The organism is Sphingobium sp. AntQ-1 (genome assembly GCF_028538045.1).
GTDB lineage: Bacteria > Pseudomonadota > Alphaproteobacteria > Sphingomonadales > Sphingomonadaceae > Sphingobium > Sphingobium cupriresistens.
The window spans coordinates 71,896-91,828 of record NZ_CP117160.1 but is presented as its reverse complement, the minus strand read 5'-3'; the positions used below and the strand labels follow the sequence as shown (position 1 = coordinate 91,828).

The window sequence follows — 19,933 nt, the reverse complement described above, 5'->3', positions numbered from 1 at the left end:
CCTCCATCGTCAGGCGCAGTGAATCATCTCCAGCCGGTTCACGCCAGGGTTATTGGGGGTGCCCACCTCTTTGAAACAGGAGACCTCGCTCCCGAATTCGCCACCATGCTGCCTTGCTCGGGATTGACGGCTTACGCTGCGCTCAAAAAAGTTGGTGTCGTCAAGGGTGCACAGCCAATCCTGCTGATCGGTGCGGGTGGCCTTGGTCTGATGTGCCTGGAGCTCATCAAAGCCCTGGGGGGAACGCCACCCGTAATTGTCGATATCAACCCGACGAAGCGCGAAGCTGCAAGGCTGGCGGGCGCAGCCGCCACGATCGATCCTGATGCGCCGGATGCCGTCGCCCAGATCGCGGCCTGTTGCAATGGCGCGCCGCAGGCCGTGATCGACTTCGTCGGCGCCGAAGCGACGGCGAACCTGGGTTTCGATGCCCTCGGCAAGGGAGGGATATTCGTGATTGTGGGGTTGTTCGGGGGCGCGGCGCCATGGCCGCTACCGATGATCGCCCTGAAGGTGGCGACTATTCGTGGTAGCTACACAGGGTCCCTTAATGATTTCAGCGAACTAATGGAACTGGCACGCAGTGGGTCAATTGCATCGATTCCCACGAAAACCCATCCGCTCGCGCAGGCTGAAGAGGTTCTGAATGCACTCGAACAAGGCAAGGTGATGGGACGGGCCCTTCTATTGCCTCACGAGTGTTAATTAATCGTTTTCACTATCAGGATGGAAAATATTTGGCATCTTTACCGGCTTTATTCGCTCGATTGACCGCAGCCGGGAGTTTTTCACAGGAAGAATAGTTCATGTACCCTGATACGCAACTTCTGATAGACGGGTCTTGGCGAGATGGCGCTACGGGACGACGGCTCCACGTCTTGGACCCGAGTAGCGGGAAGCAGATCGGCTGCGTCGCGGTCGCAGAAAAAGAGGATCTCGAAGCCGCCGTGGCTGCGGCCCGGCGCATGTTCGGCCCCTGGCGCGATGTGGGGGCGTTTGAACGCGCAGCGCTGTTACGCAGGGCCGCCACACTGCTCCGCGAGCGATGTGAAGCGCTGTCGCCTATCCTGACAATGGAAATGGGCAAACCGCTTGCGGAGGCCCGGGGAGAAATCCTCTCCTCCGCAGACCTGCTGGACTGGTTTGCAGGCGAGGGGCAGCGAGCATATGGCCGCGTGGTTCCCGCACGGTCGGCCAAGGTTAGCCAGATCGTATTGAAACAGCCGGTAGGCCCGGTGGCGGCGTTCACACCGTGGAATTTCCCGATGTCGCTGCTTGTCCGCAAGCTGGGCCCGGCTCTGGCCGTCGGTTGCACCGTCGTAGCAAAGCCTCCCGAAATTTCTCCTGCGGCACCAGCGGCGTTGGCGCGCGCGCTGATGGATGCGGGACTGCCGCAAGGCGTTCTCAACCTCGTCTACGGCGTGCCGCAGGACATAGCCAATTTTCTGATCCCTCATCCATCGATCCGCAAGGTCTCCTTCACCGGATCGGTGGAAGTGGGAAAGCAGCTTGCCGCTCTTGCCGGTATGCACATGAAACGTATCACGATGGAGCTGGGCGGACATAATCCGGCACTTGTCTTCGAAGACGCGGATATTGAGGAGGCGGCCCGTCAGCTTGCGGCGATGAAATTTCGCAACGCGGGGCAGGTGTGCATCTCGCCGACGCGTTTTCTGGTCCAGCGCAGCGTCTATTCACGCTTCGCAGAGGCATTCCGCCGTCATGTCGAAACGATCCGCGTCGGCGCCGGTCTGGACTCCCAGACCCAAATGGGTCCGCTGGTCAGCGCCGGTCGGCTGGCCGCGGTCTCGACGCTCGTCAGCGAAGCGACGAGTGAAGGCGCGCAGGTGGTCGCAGAAGGCGCAAGGGACGGGGCTGGCGAGGGCTGGTTCTTCAGTCCAATCGTGCTGGAGAATGTGGACATAGGGTCGCGGCTTCTCAATGAAGAGCCGTTCGGCCCCATCGCCATCATGCGTCCATTCGATACTATCGAAGAGGCGATCGAAGAGGCCAACCGCCTTGCTTACGGCCTTGCCGCTTATGCTTTCACCTCGTCGATCCGGATTTCCCAAATACTTCAGAACGAACTCGAAACTGGAACGTTGGCGATCAATCATACGATGCTCGGTCTACCGGAATTGCCCTTGGGCGGCGTCAAGGACTCTGGAATTGGGTCCGAAGGTGGCGCGGAGGCCATCGAAGCCTACCTGGTGACAAAGTTGGTCACGCAGGCTGCGATCTGATGCCGCCTTGATGAAAGCGGCCTCCTCCGTCCAGCACCCGGCCAGCCGAGGTCAACCATCCGGCAGGCCGCCCGCCTTCGTCAGAAACACACTGGGGGCGCCCCTAACTGGGCAACAGATACTTTAGTTGATGGGGTCATCACGACGGATCTCAAGGAAAAATAGCTTATCGGCGGTCGGAAAGAATATGTGATGGATTTTACCTCGATATCTAGAGCACTTCCACGATGACCGGAATCGGCGGGGGATTCCCAAGACGATGATCGTGTGATTCATAGCTGCCGAGTTGATGGAGGCAGCAATGGGTTGGCGGTCTGGGCAGAGCTACTCGCAGGATTTGCGTGATAGAGTGTTGAAGGCGGTGGATGGCGGAGTGCCGGTCCGGCAAGCGGCGGCGACGTTCCAGGTGAGCATCGCCTACATCTACAAGGCGTTGATCCGGCGTCGTGTGACCGGTGATGCAAGGATCAACCCGAGCCGCGGACACGCCCCGCGCAAGTTGTCGGGCGAGCAGGAGCTTGCGTTGGCGGCGCACATGCGCTCGCGGCCGGGGATCACGCTGGCGCAAGCCCAGGCGTGGCTGTTGGCCGAGTATGGCGTGGAGCTCAGCACCGGTGCGGTCTGGAATGCAGCCAGACGGCTTGGCCTGTCGTTTAAAAAAAGCGCTGCGAGCCGCAGAGCAGGATCGGCCGGACGTAGCGGCGCGCCGCAAGCTGTGGAGAGCAGCACAGCCCTTCCTGGACCCTGAAAGCCTCGTCTTCCTGGACGAGACCGGGGTAAACACGAAGATGGCGCGCCTCTATGGCTGGTCTCCGGTCGGCGAGCGCTGCCGCGACAAAGCACCGTTCGGGCATTGGAAAACGATGACCTTCGTCGCCGGGCTACGTCTCACCGGCATGACTGCACCCTGGGTGCTGGATCGCGCGATGGATGGGGATGCCTTCCGCACCTATGTCCAGCATGTCCTCGCGCCAACTCTCAAGCCGGGCGACGTTCTCGTCCTCGACAACCTGCCTGCCCACAAGGTCGCCGGCATCCGCGAGGCGATCGCCGCACGTCATGCCCAGATCTTCTACCTGCCACCCTACAGCCCCGATATGAACCCCATCGAGATGGCATTCTCCAAGCTCAAAGCCCTCCTACGCCAAGAGCCAGCGCGAAGCGTCGACGCACTCGTCAAACATATCGGCAGCTTGCTCGATCGCTTCCATCCTAACGAATGCGCCAACTTCTTCCACGCCGCCGGCTATCAACGGTCATCATGAAAATGCTCTAGCCTTCTCTCTCCACGGTCGGTCGCGATAATCGGTGCGTCAGCGGATCCTGGCCGCATTGGCGGCAGGCCGATCGCTGCCATGCTGAGGGCCGGCTATCGAGGCCAGATCATGCCGGTGAACCGGACGCGCCAACAGGTGCAGGGTCTGCCATGCTACTCTTCGGTAGATGCTCTGCCGGATGCGCCGGACACCGCGCTCATTGCCGTTCCAGCCGCAGATGTGGTCGAAATCGTGGAGGCGCTCGGCAAGCGCGGCTGTGGCACCGCAACATTATTTTCGTCCGGCTTTGCGGAAGCCGGCGAGACGGGACGCCTCGAACAGGCAAGGCTGCTTGAGACCGCCAAACGTTACGGAATGCGGCTTCTTGGCCTCAACACCCTGGGCGTGTTCAACGTCGAGAATTCTTATTACGGCACTTTCTCATCCTCGCTCGATGGCGGATTTCCCCTGCCCGGAAATATTGGGTTAGCAAGCCAGTCAGGCGCTTTTGGGGCACATATCGCTACTCTCGCGCGCGACCGGCACCTGGGTGCATCGGTGCTCATAACGACTGGCAACGAAGCTGATATAACTGTTGGAGAGGCGATCGGCTGGATGGCGCAAAGCTCCACGATCGACGTCATTTGCGCCTATCTTGAAGGCATCAACGAACCGGAAACCTTGCTTGCCGCCCTTGACGCCGCGCGCGCCGCAGGCAAGCCAGTTCTGGTAATGAAGGCGGGCCGTAGTCTGGTCGGCTCCCTGGCTGCGGCATCGCACACCGCATCCCTTACCGGTGATGCCGCGATCGCCGATGTCATGCTGCGCAGTCATGGCGCCATACTGGTGCGCGACAGCGAGCAGATGCTGGATTTCGCCTATGCCGCTCATCAAAAAATCTACCCGATCGATAAAGGCCTGGGCTTCGTCACAATCAGCGGGGGCGCAGGTATCGTAGCATCGGACGAGGCCGAGCGGCTGGGCATGCCAATGCCGCCCATGCCCGAAGATGCACAGACAGAACTCAAAACTCGGATGCCAATCTCGTCTCCAATCAATCCGCTGGATTGCACTGCGCAGGCTTTGAACGATCCAACATTGCTGACCACATTCATGCGCGCCGCCCTTGAAAGAGGCGGATATGGATCCGTCATCTGTTTTGTAACTTACGTCCTGGGCAATCGCGAGTTGGCCCGGATCATCCTCAAGGAAATGGCACCGCTGCGTGCAGCCTATCCAGATCGTCTCATCGCGTTCTGCGCGACCACGCCCGCTGATGTGCAGCGCCAGTTCGAGGATGCGGGGTTTCTGATGTTTCAGGAACCCAATCGTGCGGTGCGCTCGCTGCATGCCATGGGGCAGATAGGCAGCGAAATCGACGCGCCGCAGGCGCAGGCGCTTGCCCTCGGGGACTCCTGCGTCGAGCTCCCGGCCGAAAGCCCTGACGAGTACAACGCAAAGCTTCTCCTCACGGCGGAAGGTGTAATGGCCGCACCTGAAAAGCGTGCCGCCACTGAGGATGAGGCCGCCGTCGCAGCCAAGGAACTGGGCTTTCCGGTGGTGCTGAAGGTGCTGTCGGCAGACATTGTGCACAAGTCGGACATCGGCGGCGTACGACTGAACTTGAACGATGAAGCAGAGGTTCGCCTCGCGTATCGCGACATCAGCGCCACCGTACAAAAGCGCGTTCCGGGTACGAAAATCAACGGTATTCTGGTCGCCCGGCAAATATCCGGTGGGATTGAATGCTTTATGGGGATCAAGCAGGATCCCGGTTTTGGGCCCATGGCCGTTTTCGGGCTTGGCGGAATATTCGTCGAAATACTCAATGACGTGGTCATCCGCGCATGTCCATTCGATGAGGACGCCGCACGCGACATGATTGGCTCGATCAAGGCCTGTTCTATCCTCACCGGCGCTCGCGGCCGGCCGCCGGCGGACGTTGGTGCGCTTGCCAGCATGCTCTCACGCTTGTCGATTTTCGCGGCCAAGGCCGGCCCGCGTCTGAGTTCGATCGATCTTAATCCCGTAGTCGTCCAGCCGGGCAGCGGAGGCGCGTTCGCTCTGGATGCCGTCATACAGGTTACCGCTCACCCTGCCGAGGCAGTGATCCGATGACCATCGCCATAATCAGACCCAGCAGACTTGGCCGACGCCATTCACCATGGGAGACAATATGACGGAGATAACGAAAGAAGCCGACTTTTTGCGCGAGCTGTACCAGGAGTGGACCGATCGCTCGATAGCCGATCCCAATATGTCGCTAGCAGCGATGCGCAGCATGTTCGATGAATGGGGCAAGCCCACGTTCGAACCGGAAGGAGTGACATATCGGAGTGACGACTTGGGGGGCTGCAGCGCCCTTTGGGCATTGCCGGTCGACGCGGATGCGACCCGCGTTGCCCTTTATTTCCATGGAGGCGGCTTCGCTGTGGGCTCCGCCGACAGTCACCGCAAATTGGTCGGTCACCTGGCAAAGGCGCTGGGAATTACCGCCGTTGCTCTGGATTACAGACGGTCGCCGGAACATCCATTTCCGTCGCAGATCGAAGACAGCATCGCGGCATATCGCGCGTTGCTCGCGCGCGGGTTCAAACCGGCAAACATATTGACGGCCGGCGACAGCGCGGGGGCCAATCTCGCCATCTCCACGGTGATGAAGCTGCGGGATCTCGACCTTCCGCTCCCGGGGGCGGTGGTGGCGATCTCGCCATGGTTGGACATGGCGCTGCGCGGCAATACGATCGAAAAGAACGAGGCAACCGATGCGCTGGTAAAAATGCCGGTCCTCCAGGCCATGAGCGCGATGTTTCTGAATGGCGCTGATCCGCTGGACCCGTTGGCCAACCCCCTGGAGAATGATTTCACGGATTTTCCTCCCCTTTACATCAATGCCGGGTCTCTGGAGACCCTGCTGAGCGATTCCGAAACGTTGCGAGATAGGGTCCACGCCGCGGGCCGAAACGTTACGCTGACCATCGTCGAAGGCATGCAGCATGTATTTCCTGCCTTGGCGGGTCGAGCAGCCGAGGCGAACGAAGAGTTCGCACGCATGGGAAGTTGGTTCAGAAACCTCTCATCCGATTAGGCTGAACTGGACAGTAGTTTAGTCTATAAAGAAGGAATTTGTCCGTGGTTGATATCACCAATGCCGTACAGCTGCCGCAGGCAGATTTTGATGCAGTGGTCGTCGGAGCCGGATTTGCTGGCCTGTATGCCGTTCACAAGCTCCGAAACGAACAGGGTTTGCGCGTTCTAGGCTATGACAGCGCCAGCGACGTGGGAGGAACATGGTTTCACAACCGTTATCCCGGGGCACTGTCGGATACCGAAAGCTTTTGCTATCGCTACTCGTTCGACAAGGAACTACTTCAAGAGGGTAGTTGGACGGACCGATATCTCACCCAACCCGAAATACTTTCCTACCTCAACATGTTCGCGGACCGGTATGATCTACGCCGGTCCTACCAGTTCCGCAAGCGTATGACGGATGCCCGGTTCGACGAAGGGACTGGCCTGTGGTCCGTTGTGACCGACGACGGACGCACCGTAACAGCCAAATATCTCGTGTCGGCCCTGGGCGTTCTCTCTGCTGTAAACAAGCCGAGTATTCCGGGGGAAAACCGTTTCCGCGGCAAGATCATCCACACTGCTGACTGGCCAGCCGAACTTGACCTCGCAAACAAGCGGGTGGGCGTTGTCGGCACCGGATCGACCGGTGTCCAGGTTATTACCGCGCTGGCGCCGACGGTCGGTCATATGACCGTGTTCCAGCGCTCGCCCCAATATGTCGTCCCAATCGTAAACAGGCCCGAGCCCGGCGCCGTGATTGGCGAATATATCGACGATTATGATCAGATATGGGCGCAGATCCGGCAGTCGGCGGTTGCATTCGGCTTCGAGGAAAGCGTGGTTTCCGGCGAGTCAGTCAGCCCCGAAGAGCGGAACAGGGTGTTCGAAAGGGCATGGCAACGTGGCGGAGGGTTTCGATTCATGTTCGAAACTTTCTCCGATGTCGCGATCAGCCAGGAGACTAACGAAGCCGCAGCGGCATTCATCAGGATGAAGATCGCAGAAGTGGTCCAAGATCCGGAGACGAGGCGGAAACTGACCCCAACCGATCTTTACGCCAAGCGCCCCTTGTGCGCCACCGATTATTATGCAGTATATAATCGTGACAATGTTGCCCTGGTCGATGTGAAGGCCAATCCAATAGTCGAATTCACAGAGGAGGGAATTCTTCTCGGCAATGGCGATCTGCATGAGCTTGACGTCATGATAATGGCGACAGGCTTTGATGCCGTGGACGGCAACTACACGAAACTGAAGATAACCGGCCGTGAAGGCGTCATGATGAGTGAGAAATGGCGCGACGGACCGCTGGGCTATCTGGGCATGATGGAATCGGGATTCCCAAATCTGTTCATGGTCGTTGGGCCCAATGGACCATTTACAAATATACCGCCCACAATCGAAACGCAGGCGGATTGGATATCTGACCTTATCGCACATATGGAAGCATCGGGCGTCAAAAGCGCTGAACCGCGCCAGGACGCCGAGGATGTATGGGTGGAGACTTGTCGCGCAATTGCGGGTATGACTCTCTTCGCGAAAACAGATTCCTGGATTTTCGGCGCGAATATCCCTGGCAAAAAGGTCGGCGTCTATTTCTATATGGGAGGACTGGGCAATTATCGTGCTGAAATCGGCAAGGTGAAGGACGGCGGCTACCAGACACTCATGTTGTCGTAGTTCAATTCACTCGATATTGTCCTGTGTTTTAAATAAACAGAGATTTATCTGCGGGCCACCTTGCAGAATTATGACATGGAGAAATACAGGATCCGGCTAGTAGCCTATCGATCAGATATATCGTCCACCAAGCGATCCATTGGGATCGTCCTCGGCGATATGGTTGCTCCGATCGCCGAATTGGGCACCTTCTATGAGGACGTAGAAGGGTATCTCACCTTGGCGCGAGCTGCGACTAGCGGGACAATCCCGCTCGATGGCCTAATCCTCGCGCCCCCGGTCCCCGCCGATGCCAAGGTGATCTGTACCGCAATCAACTATGTTGCCCATGGCGGCGAGAGCAAGCTGCCTACGCCGACCTTTCCGAATCTGTTTGCCCGGTGGGCATCTGAGCTGGTGGCGGACGGCGACTGGATTGCGATTCCGCTGGTGGAACCTGAGGGTCTGGACTGGGAAGTCGAGCTGGCGGCGATCATCGGGACGCGGATATTGGATGCAGACCATGAACGCGCGGCATCGTCCATCCTGGGTTATACGGTTGCCAACGATATCTCCGCACGCGGATCCCAGATCAACGCAATGTCACTGAGCACCGGTCAGTGGGCGCTCGGCAAAAATCCTGACAAGAGCTGTGCGATCGGCAGCTTCGTGGAGACACCGGACAGCGTTGACGTCGGGAACCTCCACATCACCGCGACGGTCAACGGCGAAGTCATGCAGGACGCGACCACCGCCGACATGGTGTTCAGCGTCGAAGACCTCATCGTCTACATTTCTCTACATGTGACGTTGCGACCGGGCGATCTCATCTTGACAGGAACGCCGGAAGGCACTGGATTTGGCCTTAACCCGCGTCGCTACATGATGCCCGGATCGACAGTGACAGTCGCTGTGGATGGCGTGTGTTCGATCACGAATTCGATCGTGGACCATAGCTTCAGGAAATGAGGCTGGACAGTTGGGCGTGACAACTGTCGATCCATTATAATCAAAAATTGAGGAGTAGTAGGATGGCTGGAGTGGAACGGGAGCATGACAAGGCGGTATTGGTCGATACCACAATAGCTGACAGTGATCTGACCCGCGACGAAATCATCGCGCGTAACATCAAGGTCGTCGAGGCGCATTTTCACAACGAGACACCGGATTTGGTGCAGGCCGCTATTCAGCTTTACGCCGACGAGGTGACCTGGGAAGCGCCGACCCGGGGAATCGTGATGGACAACCGGGATGATATCCGGGCTGCTTATGAGGGAATTTTCAGGACCGTCACGTATCGTTCGTTCATCCCGCTGCGGCGGTTCGCGACCGAACAATTCGTTTTCGATGACCAGATCGCCCATTTGACTGTCGTAGGCGACGAGATGCCTAACCTGCCTTATCCAAAAGGTACGGACATGTCTGTCAGACTGGCGCATGTTTTTGAAATGAAAGATGGGAAGATCGTTCGTGAGATCGCCTATGAAATGTGGCGCAAAGGAGGGCGCTCCCAATGCAGTCGATTTCATCCCAGATGACGCACGCGAAGTCCGATTCGACACCGCCTCCTAGGGACAAATCACAGCCACTTAGGGTCGGAACTCATTGACTGAGTTGAAGATGCCTACGCGGCGAAATGGCCATGGCACCGCGTCGGTCGTAAAGCGTGTGAATGCTTCGTCGATCCTCGAGGCAAATCGACATGTTTTCGATGCGGTGTCGCTTTCGATCGCGCGATGGAGCCTGGCGAACGAGGCGACATCACGCCTATATCGACCAGCATAGCGGCGCCCGATCCGTTTTATGAACAGGCTGGCTGCTCAGCTATATATCAGCAGGCGGCCTTGCGCTCGCCTTTGCCCTGTTGAGTAGCTATGCGGTCGAGCAGCATATCACGGGCCATCGTGATTACACGCTTTTGTTGATTGCCGCCAGTCATCGTCAGCGACCGGATCATGAGGCCCCTGACAATGCTCCGAAGAAAGCAGATCGCATCGCGCGCGAATTCGTCATCAAGGCCCGTTTCCTTAAGAATATCGATCCACACATCCTCGTTTGGTTGGGCTTCCCTGCTGATCGTCTCTCTCGCCATCTGGGCGACCTTTAAATCCCTGGACCCGACGAGAGTCATGTCGAGCGCGAACTTGAAATTGTCACTGAAGAAAAATTGGCAGGCGTCGTCGATGACAAAATCGACTATGTCACTCGCGCTGCAGGACGGGTTCATCCTCATTTTGGCCACGCGGGCCTGTACCTCGTTCTTGGCGATGGCAAAGACGCGTACCAACGCGGCTGAAATCAGTTCATCTTTCGTTCTGAAATGATGCAGCTGTGCGCCACGCGACAAACCGGCGATCTCCATGACCTCGATCACCCGGAAGCCGGCATATCCGCGCTTGTTCATAAGTTCTATCGCGGCCGACAGAATGCGATTGCGTGTCTCTTCGCTTCGTTCACCCTGTGTTCTGCGCACGCGCATGTATGATCCCCAAATATGTGTTGCCGGTAGGTAACGCGGTGTCTTTGGGACGCATCTAAGGGAGAGCCGCGGCCGTGTCGATCCTATCGTTCCACGGCCATTTCACGAAAACCTAGTCGGGCAAGTTGGCACAGGACGACCGCCATTGCTGCTCCCAGCACCATGTACGTTGCCAGGCTTTTGCCAAGCGCCAGCTCGTTACCGAACAGATTTTCCTGCAATAACGCAACGGCGCTGGGGCCAAGGAATGTGGCGAGGCCCCCGACCAGCAGCCACATCGCGGCTGCCTTCCCGCGCCGCGCTCCGGAAACCACCAGCTGCAAGGAAGCGGCGGTCGCAGCAGCACTGCCCACAAGGATCATCAGCCCCAGGCCCAGCAACAGCAGCCCGGCGACGGCGTTCGGCACCAGATAGGCAGCGACGAGGGGAGCGGCGCTGAGCGGAATGATCATCAGCTGGTAGCGCAAATGGGCATCACGTATCCCCCTCTGGTAGAGCTTGTCGACGAGCCAGCCGTGGATCGGCAGCCCGAGCAACGGCCCGCCCATGATGGCCAGTCCGAACCATAATCCCGCCTCCGACACTGTCCAGCCATGGACGCGAAGCAGGAATGTCGGGGTCCAGCCCATGATCGCGGTAATCAGGCTCTGCGCAGCAATGAAACCGCCATGATGCCCCAGGAAATAACGCCAGTTCACCCTCATGAAATGGAGATATTCGCCGTAGCCGGGCTGGCGCTCCGTCACGCTTACATTTCTGCGCTTCGGTTCAGCGAAGGCGAAAACGAGGGAAGCGATCACCAGCCCGGGAAGGCCGATGATGACGAGGATTATCTGCCATCCGTGCATCGAATGACCAGCGATAATATAGTTCATGTCCGGGATGAAGAACATGGCCAGAGCGCCGCCGACGAGCAGCGCGATGCCTGCCCCCGCGCTTTGTCCCATAGCGTAGAACGATAGCGGCAGCGTGCGCCGATCGGGCGGGAAAGAGTCCGAAATGATCGATTGGGTGCTGGGCACAAGGGCCGCTTCACCTGCGCCGACGAGCGCCCTGGCGGCCAGCATGGTCGGAAAACTCCAAACCAGTCCACAGGCTGCAGTGGCTATACTCCATAGCGATACGCCCGCAAACATCACCTTGCGTCGGGAAAACCGATCGACAGCCCATCCCATCGGCAGTCCCATAAGCGAGAATGTAATCGCAAACACCCCGCCGTAAATCAGGCTGGCCTGAAAGTCGCTTATCTGGAGATAGGATTTTATATCATCCATGAACAGGGAGATGATGTTGCGATCAAGCAGCGAAACGATGCTGAGCAAGGTTAAAAAGCCGACCATGAACCAAGCCTGCCGCGGCGACTGCTCCTGTCCGGCGCCGTGAGGATCTGACATGGTCATTGCGGTCGCTTCCTTATGCACGGTTCGCTGCTCCGCTAAATGCTCTGTGGCCTGCCGCCGCGTCCCGGAATCGGCGGCTAAATCGGGTTTGGGGCCCGGATTAAAAATGGGACCGGGCCAATGCGATCAGTCTTTGGGCGAGGCGATCCTCAACATCCGGCTGTCCGATCAGGAAATGCGTCGCATCCGGCATCACCTCCCTATGCACACCCTCTGACCGGGCTTGCACATAGCTGTGGATGTAAGATGGAAGGACGATCTCGTCCTTTTCGAACTCGATCAGACACGCAGGAACCCTCGTGCGTCCCAGGCAGTCTGGTCCACTGGCCCTCGAATGGTCCAGACTCCACTGGCTGAGCCATGAACGCAAGGTGCTTAGCCGCCCCATGCTCAGATGTGCGTCGTTCAGCCGCCGGACCTGATCCGCCGTGCGGGCCTGCCGCCCGTTGGTATCCAGTGTCAGGTCGATGAAGCGGGGGTCTGCGCTGGTTCCATGAACAGTGAGGATCGCATCATTCGGCCCGTCGGACTGGTGAAGCGTGTCCAGCGTTGCTAGCGCGTAATCCGATATCCGGCGGTTGCGCGCTGTCTGCGCTGCCTTATACTCCTTCAACCACTCGCGATCATATGGAAGTTGGCGATCGGCAAAAAGGTCGAGCTCAGGGTTGCGAAGTGCAGGGTTGGCTTCATCGATGATGGCCGGGTCGAGCCAACTCGTCAGCGCCTCCGCCCGGCCGGGGTGAGCGGCCAGAAGAAATAGGGCGTCAGCCCTGTCGAGCGCGCCCATCTCGAAAGCGTCGCCATCAGGTGTCGTGGAAATGGTCGGGTTTTCGGCCTCCGCCTGATAGAGACAGGATAAGGATGCACCACCAGAATGTCCGGTTAGGACGATCTTCTCATACCCCTGCTCACGCAGGAACGCGACGCCCCTCCCCACATCCTGGACGCACCGCTCCATCAGCAGTTCAAGGTCGTTGTTGACATAGCGGGTGGTCATGCCGAACGCAGCCACGCCATGCCGCGCCAGATGATCCAAAAGGCCGTGCCTGCTAAAATCAGCAGTTGGGTGACAGAAAAGAAAAGCGATACGCTTGTCGCCCCTATCGTCGCACAGGCGCGCACTAAGATTGACAGGCATAGGCCTACCGCCGGCGGCGAATCTGGCGTCGGTACTGGAGGTGGTGATAGCCGACAATGTCACGGCCTTGCCGCGGTCGATAGACATCCTGCCTTTTCCTTATGGATATTGGAACGGCTAGCCGCTCAGACTGCAACCATTAACCTCGCCTTCAGTGATGCTCCCCAACTCTTCGAATGCGACCGCTTCTAGATGACGTCAACCCTGCAGGCTGGCGCTACCATGCTAGAACCGCCCGGCCGGCCCTCATCCCCATCTGCAAGGAAACATCAGCACCGATGAATCCTGGTAATGACGGCAGAAGGAACATGATCAACCGTCATTACTCACAACGCTGCCAGTCCGCGAAGGCAGACACAGCCTTTTACGCGGAAAGCGCATTGGAATTACGGCGCAACCACCGGTCACCACAACAACGGGAGCCACTCATCCGCTGATCTCAACCGCATATTCGCGTGTTACTGGTTGATTTCAACATAGGCCCATTCCCGTCACACCGCGCGACAAGAATTCGCTTATGGACACTATCACAACGCGATCAGTTTCTCGATATTAAATCGTCCACCCCATCGATGCTGATAATATCGGCGCGTACCCAGACATGCCCAACCTTATCAGCATCGACTTAAATCATGGATCGATCAGGCGGCGACCGAAACGGACACTTCCTCTTTCCGGAAGTGCGGCATGACCTCATCCCGGAACAGGGTATATGAACGCATCACCTCTTCCTGAGTCAGATTGCCGAAGGCGAACCGCGGAACAACATAATTGACATGCCCACCGGCCTCTTCGAGCTGCGCCTGCAGTTCGGCCCGTACGTAATCGGGCGTACCGAAGATCATCGCCTTGTTGTTGCGATAGGGTGAATCATCTCCGACGCCGCGCGAATGATCGTAGCGCCTCCACATCGAACTATGATTGTCGAACCAGCCCCCGAAACCGAATTCGCCGCGCGCTTCCGCCTCGCTCTGGCTATCGGCGAGGAATACGTGGCGCGTGATGCCCAGCTTTGTGGTGGGCGGGCCCTGCTCATGCGTTTCGTTCCATCCCTCCTGATAGATTTCCAGCAAGGCATTCACTTTGGCCGGATGCAGGATCGTCAGGATATGATCGCCCTTACGTCCGGCGTTACGCACCGCCTCGGGCCGCGCCGAAACGATCCACAACCCGCGATCGGCGAAAGGCCGATGCGGCTTCATGACCATGGGCACATCGAAAAAGCGATGATAATGGCCCCGGTGGGTGACGCTCTCGCCATCGAGCGCTTTCATGAGAATCTCGAAGTTCTCGGTCATCATGTCGCGCGCTTCGGTGGGATTGATACCGAACAATGACAATTCGTGCGGGACTACGCCCTGACCTATGCCGAACTCGACGCGACCATGCGAAAGCTGATCGAGCATGCCGATTTCCTCGGCAAGGCGAAGCGGGTGGTAAGTAGGAAGGACGAGAACGGTCGGGATCAGCTTCAACTGTGTCGTGAGCCGCGAGACAGCCGACAGAAATGCGACCGGCGATGATGCCAGCCCGTGCGGAGTGAAATGATGCTCCGTCAGATGATAGGCGTAAAACCCGTCCCTATCATACTGCGTGATCTGCTCGACGCGCTCGTCGAAAGTTTGATGGATGGGAATGGACTGAAAATCGATGTGATCGACGACGCCAAAATCCACTTTCATGACCTGCTCCTAATTTTCAGACTGATACACATCGGGAGCTTCATACTCCGCTGGTAGAAACAGTACTTACTGCATGTAGGTTGGAAAGGCAAGAGGAGTTTGCGTGATGGGGCATTGTTATCGTTGGCACTGCCCATATGTCGCGGCCGCAAGAAGCCACTGAAATTTCCGCCAAAAATGGAGTAACGAGCGTTTCGAGCCCGGCACTGACGAAGGCATGAGTATAGCGCAGCGCTCATGCGACCAGTTGCAGTGTTGCATATTCGTCAGCCAGACGTGGTGCAGCTTGGTCTCTGGCCGACAGCAGCGCCGACTCGCTTCCCAAGCTGGATTTTCGAACAGCCTTTATGCGGCTAAAGACGGGCGAGACGCAGTTCCTTGAGATGATCGGTCACGAAATCGATTCGATCATTTCCCCAAAAAATCTCGCTCCCGATGACGAAGCTCGGCACGCCGATCACACCGTCGGCCTGTGCCTCCTCCCAATTGGCCTTGAGAGCAGCGTGGTTGCGCGCGTCGTCGAAAGAGGACTCAAGCGCTGCGGGATCAAGACCGATGTCGGCGCCGATAGATTTCAACAACTGTCGATCACCGATATCGCGCCCGAATGCCCATTCCGCACGCATGACTTCAGTGATATAGGGTCTTAGCAACCCTTCCCTTTCCGCAAGCAGTGATCCAGCCGCTGCGTTTGTAGGGTCCGTGGTGGGTGGCGGGGGTACGAAGGGTATTCCCATCTTCGCAGCCCAGCGCGCAACATCTTGTCGCGCCAGAGGCACTTTGGCTTTAGCCCGTTCCGGCGGGGAGCGACCGTCCCAACCGCCAAGCGGCCTCCACACCATCTCGACGTGGAAATCATCTACGATATCGAACATCCGCTTGGAGGAGAGATAACAATAGATACTACGGAAATTGAAATAGAATTTCAGCGGAGCCGTTTTTTGGGTCATAGTCATGGTGCTGCGCTTTCGTGATTAGTTGACGCTGAAGCTCGCCTCACCAAGAGACTGCACGCTGCAGCGAACATGATCGCCGGACGACAGCGCTATCGCGGCGGTGGCCCCGCCCGTCATCACGATCCAGCCGGCCTGCAATTCCACCTCCTGCTGCATAGCAAGGCGGGCGGCTGCGGCGAGCGCACGCCCGGGATGCCCAAGGACGGCGGCGCTGGAGCCCACTTGCGCGGCCCGGCCGTTGAGTTCCAGAACAAAACCAAGGTTCGAACATTCAATCGTTGGAAGGCACCAGGACCCGGTAACGAAGCCCGACGACGATGTATTGTCGGCGACCACGTCCGGCAGATTGAATTTAAAGCCTTCGTACCGGCTATCGATGATTTCAATGGCGGGGGCGATTGCTTCTACAGCGGACATTGCCTCAAGCAGCGTCACCTTACCCGAAAGCGGCTTTTTCAGAAGAAAGGCAATCTCGGGCTCCGCCCTCGGATGGACATAAGTGTCCAGCGAGATCACGCCGCCATCCTCGACGCGCATCCCATCGGTCAGGCGCCCCCAGATGACGTCGGACAGCCCCATCTGGATTTGTTTGGCGCGGCTGGTGAAGCCCATCTTCACACCGATCAGCCGCTCGCCGCGCGCTTCGCGACGCCCGATGGATGCGGCCTGAACGATATAGCCTTCCTCCAATGTCAGATCATGACCGGTTGTGGAAAGCTGAGGGATTGCCGTGGCATGATGCGCCGCGTCATCGACGATCCGGGCAATGGCTGCATAGTCGCGCGTCATGCCGCAGTCTCCATTTTTGTCTTGAAGATGTCCAGCGCAGCCGTCGCCATATTGCGGCGATATTGGCTCCCGTTGATTATCAGGCCAGTGCCGATATTTCCCGGCACGATTATCGCAGCCTCGCTTTTTTTCATGTCAGTCGTCCGTTTCCTGAAATTACCGGTCAGCGCGACATGATCGCCCGGACGCTGCCGAGTCCGTTGATCCTCACTTCATATACCTCGCCCCGCTCTGCGGCGACCATGGGTCCCAGAGCGCCGGAAAGGATCGTGTCGCCCTCGCCAAGCGGACGGCCAACTTCGATCATCTTGCGCGCGAGCCATAGCGTTGCGTTAAGTGGATTGCCGAGGCAGGCAAGGCCTGCGCCCGTCGAAACCGCCTCGCCTCGATGCTCGACGACCATGCCGCAAAGCCGTAAATCTACCTGGGCGATCCGGCGGGGTGTGGTGCCAAGGACATAGAGGCCCGATGAAGCGTTGTCCGCGATCGTGTCAAAGATACCAATCTTCCAGTCGGCGATACGGCTGTCGACGATCTCTATCGCCGGGAGACAATATTCGACGGCATCGATCACGGACGTCAACGTGATATCGGAGCTGTCCAATGTCTTCCCGAGGACGAAAGCAATTTCACCCTCAAGCTTGGGCTGGAGCAGACGGCTATACGACACCTCTTCGCCATCGGCGATGGCCATGTCGGCGAAGAGAACACCAAAATCGGGCTGGTCGACGCCTAATTGAGCCTGCACCGCGCGCGATGTCAGGCCGATCTTGCGTCCGGCGAGCTTGCGCCCCGCCGCAATGGCATGGACGGTGTTGGCCTCTTGCACGGCATAGGCATCCGCAGTGGTGCAGCCGGGATAATCGGGCGTCAGTGGAAGGCAGGCCACGCCGCTTCGCTCGGCCTCCCTGATCCTTGCTGCGGCTTGTTCTATATCATGGTTCGACAATGTCATGATGGTGCCCGTCATAGCTTGATGCAGATATTTCGGAGTTCAGTGTAGAACTCCAGGCTGTGAACACCACCTTCGCGGCCGATCCCGGACTTTTTCGACCCGCCAAAGGGCGTGCGCAGGTCACGAAGGAACCAGCTGTTGACCCATGTCAGGCCACAGTCGATCTGGGCGGCCACCCTGTGGGCGCGAGAGAGATTTTCCGTCCAGATGGAACAGGCAAGGCCATATTCCGTGTCGTTCGCCAGCGCAACAACCTCGTCTTCGCTGTCGAACGGCATGATGCCGCAACAAGGACCGAATACCTCTTCGCGCATGATGGTGTGAGAATGATCGACGCCTGTCCAGATCGTCGGCTGCACCCAGGCGCCGTCCGTTCGATCGCCCGCCACCTCGGGAACCCCGCCGCCCGTGACCACCACGGCGCCGTCCTCGGCCGCGCGCCGGTAATAGCCCAGTACCTTTTGCTGATGTTCCTTGGAAATCAGCGGCCCCATGGCGATGCCAGGCTCAAACGAGGACCCGATCCTGATCGCTTCCGCCTCGGCCTTCAGCCGCGCCACGAAGGTGTCAAAAATAGGTCGCTCGACATAGACCCGTTCGGTGGCAAGGCAGACCTGCCCGCAATTGGCGAACACGGAACGGACCGTCCCCTCTATCGCCTTGTCCATATCGCAATCGGCAAACACGACCGCAGGGTTCTTTCCGCCCAGTTCGAACGAAATATCCCGTATATCATCGGCGCAGGCCTTCATGATCGCCGCGCCGGTCCGGGTCTCTCCGGTGAAGGTGATCGCGTCCACGCCGGGGTGGAGAGTCAGAAATTCACCCGCGCTGCCTGGCCCGAAGCCATGAATGACATTATAGACGCCGTGCGGAACACCGGCCGCGTTCATCACCTCACCGAGCAATGTTGTCGTGGTAGGCGTCTCTTCGGACGGCTTGACGACGACGGCATTACCACAGGCTAGCGCAGGCGCGACTTTCCAGGTCATCAGCAAAAGCGGCAGGTTCCAGGGCGAAATCACGCCGATGACCCCCTTGGGCGCCCGTATCGCGTAATTGATCGCGCCCAGACCATCGGGCGTGGGAGATTGAAATGCCTCTGTCGCCACATTGCCTACAAGATCGGCGAATATGCGGAAATTGGCCGCGCCCCGTGGAATGTCGATATGAGCCGCCAAGCTCCGCGGCTTTCCGGTATCAAGGCATTCGGCCTCTAGAAACTCGTCGAAACGGGCATCTATGCCGTCAGCCACCTTGTGCAAGATGGCCGATCGTTCGGCATTGCTCATCTTGGCCCACAGCTTTTGACCTTCGCGTGCGGCTTTAACTGCAGCGTCGACATCTTCCACCGCTGCTTCGCTGACGACGCTCAGCACCGACCCGTCAACAGGGTTCAAGTTATTGAAAAAGTGGTTCTTACGGCCCTCGACAGAGCGGCCGTTTATGAAGTTTAGCAGCTTGCGCATGTTGGCTCCTCGATTAACCGAAGCGCTAAAGCAATTTCGATATTTCGTCAATACGTCGATTTTTGACAATTCGTGCGAGCGAGTTGTAAGGTCTTCGATATGGACGATCATTCCCCCCAGACGCTGGTTGAGGCGGTTTATGCCCAGCTTCGGCAAGATATCATTCGTGGAAGGCTAGCGCCTGATTCGAAGCTGCGCATGTCGGACCTGCGCGAACGCTATAATGTCGGCGCCAGTCCATTGCGGGAGGCACTCAACCGGTTGATGTCTGGCGGCCTGGTGGCGGCGATCGGACAGAAGGGCTTCCATGTTCCACCGCTCTCTCATGCGGAGCTTCTGGACCTGACGGAGACGCGCATCCTAATCGAGACCGAAGCGCTGCGTCAAAGTATCGCAGCTGGCGACGACGCATGGGAATCTTCGGTCGAAGGCGCTTTTCATGCGCTCAGGAAAATCGAACTGGCCCCCGACTCCGACAGCGAGGAACGGGAAAAACGCAACCGCGCCTTCCATATGGCGCTGGTATCGGCCTGTCCGCTCAAGAAGTTGGTGAGCATTTTTGGGACGCTGTACGATCAGCACGAACGATACCGCGCCGCAGCCTTCAGGCTTAATCGGACGGACCGCGAAGTGCATCGGGAGCATAAGAAGATATGCGAGGCAGCGCTCACGCGTGATGCCGATCTGGCCACCAATGCGGCGCGAGATCATGTGCTGGTGACCGCGCAGCTCATCGAAGCGGAAATGCGCCGGGTACCGTTAGCCTGACTTGCGAGCCTTTGGTAAATCGTTATCGAACGTCCGTTTGATTAGGGGTCATAGATTAAATGGCCTC

Annotated in this window: 18 protein-coding genes; 9 read left to right on the top strand and 9 right to left on the bottom strand. The window is 58.3% G+C overall.

Annotated elements, in window-relative coordinates; translation table 11 throughout:
- The first annotated feature begins 18 nt into the window (after window positions 1-18).
- The 8 genes from sphantq_RS22630 to sphantq_RS22595 all read left to right on the top strand — a co-directional run bounded on the left by sphantq_RS22630 (window position 19) and on the right by sphantq_RS22595 (window position 9,768).
- Window positions 19-705 (top strand): zinc-binding dehydrogenase, encoded by a 687-nt coding sequence (locus sphantq_RS22630; RefSeq protein ID WP_272800720.1) that lies wholly within the window; start codon window positions 19-21, stop codon window positions 703-705.
- 101 nt (window positions 706-806) lie between these two features.
- The gene (locus sphantq_RS22625) at window positions 807-2,243 is read left to right on the top strand and encodes an NAD-dependent succinate-semialdehyde dehydrogenase (RefSeq protein ID WP_272800719.1); all 1,437 of its coding nucleotides are present in this window, start codon (window positions 807-809) and stop codon (window positions 2,241-2,243) included.
- Window positions 2,244-2,544: 301 nt separating this feature from the next.
- Window positions 2,545-3,508, top strand: a protein-coding gene (locus sphantq_RS22620; RefSeq protein WP_272800718.1) for an IS630 family transposase whose coding sequence is annotated in 2 segments (ribosomal slippage) — window positions 2,545-2,910 and window positions 2,912-3,508 — 963 coding nt in all. Because the reading frame shifts where the segments join, the coding sequence is not laid out codon by codon here.
- Window positions 3,509-3,544: 36 nt separating this feature from the next.
- Entirely contained in the window at window positions 3,545-5,617 is a 2,073-nt protein-coding gene (locus tag sphantq_RS22615; RefSeq protein WP_272800731.1) for an acetate--CoA ligase family protein, read from the top strand.
- A gap of 58 nt (window positions 5,618-5,675) precedes the next feature.
- The gene (locus sphantq_RS22610) at window positions 5,676-6,587 is read left to right on the top strand and encodes an alpha/beta hydrolase (RefSeq protein WP_272800717.1); all 912 of its coding nucleotides are present in this window, start codon (window positions 5,676-5,678) and stop codon (window positions 6,585-6,587) included.
- A gap of 44 nt (window positions 6,588-6,631) precedes the next feature.
- Window positions 6,632-8,251, top strand: a complete 1,620-nt coding sequence (locus tag sphantq_RS22605) for a flavin-containing monooxygenase (protein WP_272800716.1) — start codon at window positions 6,632-6,634, stop codon at window positions 8,249-8,251.
- A 60-nt stretch (window positions 8,252-8,311) separates the two neighbouring features.
- Window positions 8,312-9,199, top strand: a complete 888-nt coding sequence (locus sphantq_RS22600; protein ID WP_272800715.1) for a fumarylacetoacetate hydrolase family protein — start codon at window positions 8,312-8,314, stop codon at window positions 9,197-9,199.
- Between the two features lie 62 nt (window positions 9,200-9,261).
- The gene (locus sphantq_RS22595; RefSeq protein WP_272800714.1) at window positions 9,262-9,768 is read left to right on the top strand and encodes a nuclear transport factor 2 family protein; all 507 of its coding nucleotides are present in this window, start codon (window positions 9,262-9,264) and stop codon (window positions 9,766-9,768) included.
- A gap of 293 nt (window positions 9,769-10,061) precedes the next feature.
- On the opposite strand, the gene sphantq_RS22590 is transcribed toward sphantq_RS22595, so the two are convergent.
- From sphantq_RS22590 to sphantq_RS22550, 9 genes are all read right to left on the bottom strand, one after another.
- Window positions 10,062-10,709: a TetR/AcrR family transcriptional regulator gene (locus tag sphantq_RS22590; protein ID WP_272800713.1), complete on the bottom strand. Its 648-nt coding sequence runs from the start codon at window positions 10,707-10,709 to the stop codon at window positions 10,062-10,064.
- An 83-nt stretch (window positions 10,710-10,792) separates the two neighbouring features.
- The gene (locus sphantq_RS22585) at window positions 10,793-12,109 is read right to left on the bottom strand and encodes an MFS transporter (protein WP_272800712.1); all 1,317 of its coding nucleotides are present in this window, start codon (window positions 12,107-12,109) and stop codon (window positions 10,793-10,795) included.
- A 100-nt stretch (window positions 12,110-12,209) separates the two neighbouring features.
- Complete coding sequence (locus tag sphantq_RS22580) at window positions 12,210-13,334, bottom strand: alpha/beta hydrolase family protein (RefSeq protein WP_272800711.1); 1,125 nt, start codon at window positions 13,332-13,334, stop codon at window positions 12,210-12,212.
- A gap of 554 nt (window positions 13,335-13,888) precedes the next feature.
- Window positions 13,889-14,929 carry an LLM class flavin-dependent oxidoreductase gene (locus sphantq_RS22575; protein ID WP_272800710.1) on the bottom strand — a complete coding sequence of 347 codons (1,041 nt, stop codon included), beginning with the start codon at window positions 14,927-14,929 and terminating at the stop codon, window positions 13,889-13,891.
- Between the two features lie 353 nt (window positions 14,930-15,282).
- Window positions 15,283-15,885 carry a 2-hydroxychromene-2-carboxylate isomerase gene (locus tag sphantq_RS22570; protein ID WP_272800709.1) on the bottom strand — a complete coding sequence of 201 codons (603 nt, stop codon included), beginning with the start codon at window positions 15,883-15,885 and terminating at the stop codon, window positions 15,283-15,285.
- 18 nt (window positions 15,886-15,903) lie between these two features.
- Entirely contained in the window at window positions 15,904-16,674 is a 771-nt protein-coding gene (locus tag sphantq_RS22565) for a 2-keto-4-pentenoate hydratase (protein WP_272800708.1), read from the bottom strand.
- Complete coding sequence (locus tag sphantq_RS22560) at window positions 16,671-16,808, bottom strand: hypothetical protein (RefSeq protein ID WP_272800707.1); 138 nt, start codon at window positions 16,806-16,808, stop codon at window positions 16,671-16,673. Before sphantq_RS22560 ends, sphantq_RS22565 begins: the two co-directional genes overlap by 4 nt.
- A 29-nt stretch (window positions 16,809-16,837) precedes the next feature.
- Complete coding sequence (locus sphantq_RS22555; RefSeq protein WP_272800706.1) at window positions 16,838-17,644, bottom strand: 2-keto-4-pentenoate hydratase; 807 nt, start codon at window positions 17,642-17,644, stop codon at window positions 16,838-16,840.
- On the bottom strand, window positions 17,641-19,098 hold the full coding sequence (locus sphantq_RS22550) for a 2-hydroxymuconic semialdehyde dehydrogenase (protein ID WP_272800730.1): 1,458 nt from the start codon (window positions 19,096-19,098) through the stop codon (window positions 17,641-17,643). The genes sphantq_RS22555 and sphantq_RS22550 overlap by 4 nt, the downstream gene beginning before the upstream one ends.
- Window positions 19,099-19,197: 99 nt before the next feature.
- Between sphantq_RS22550 and sphantq_RS22545 the strand changes: the two genes are divergently transcribed.
- Complete coding sequence (locus sphantq_RS22545) at window positions 19,198-19,866, top strand: GntR family transcriptional regulator (RefSeq protein ID WP_272800705.1); 669 nt, start codon at window positions 19,198-19,200, stop codon at window positions 19,864-19,866.
- The last annotated feature ends 67 nt before the right edge of the window (window positions 19,867-19,933 follow it).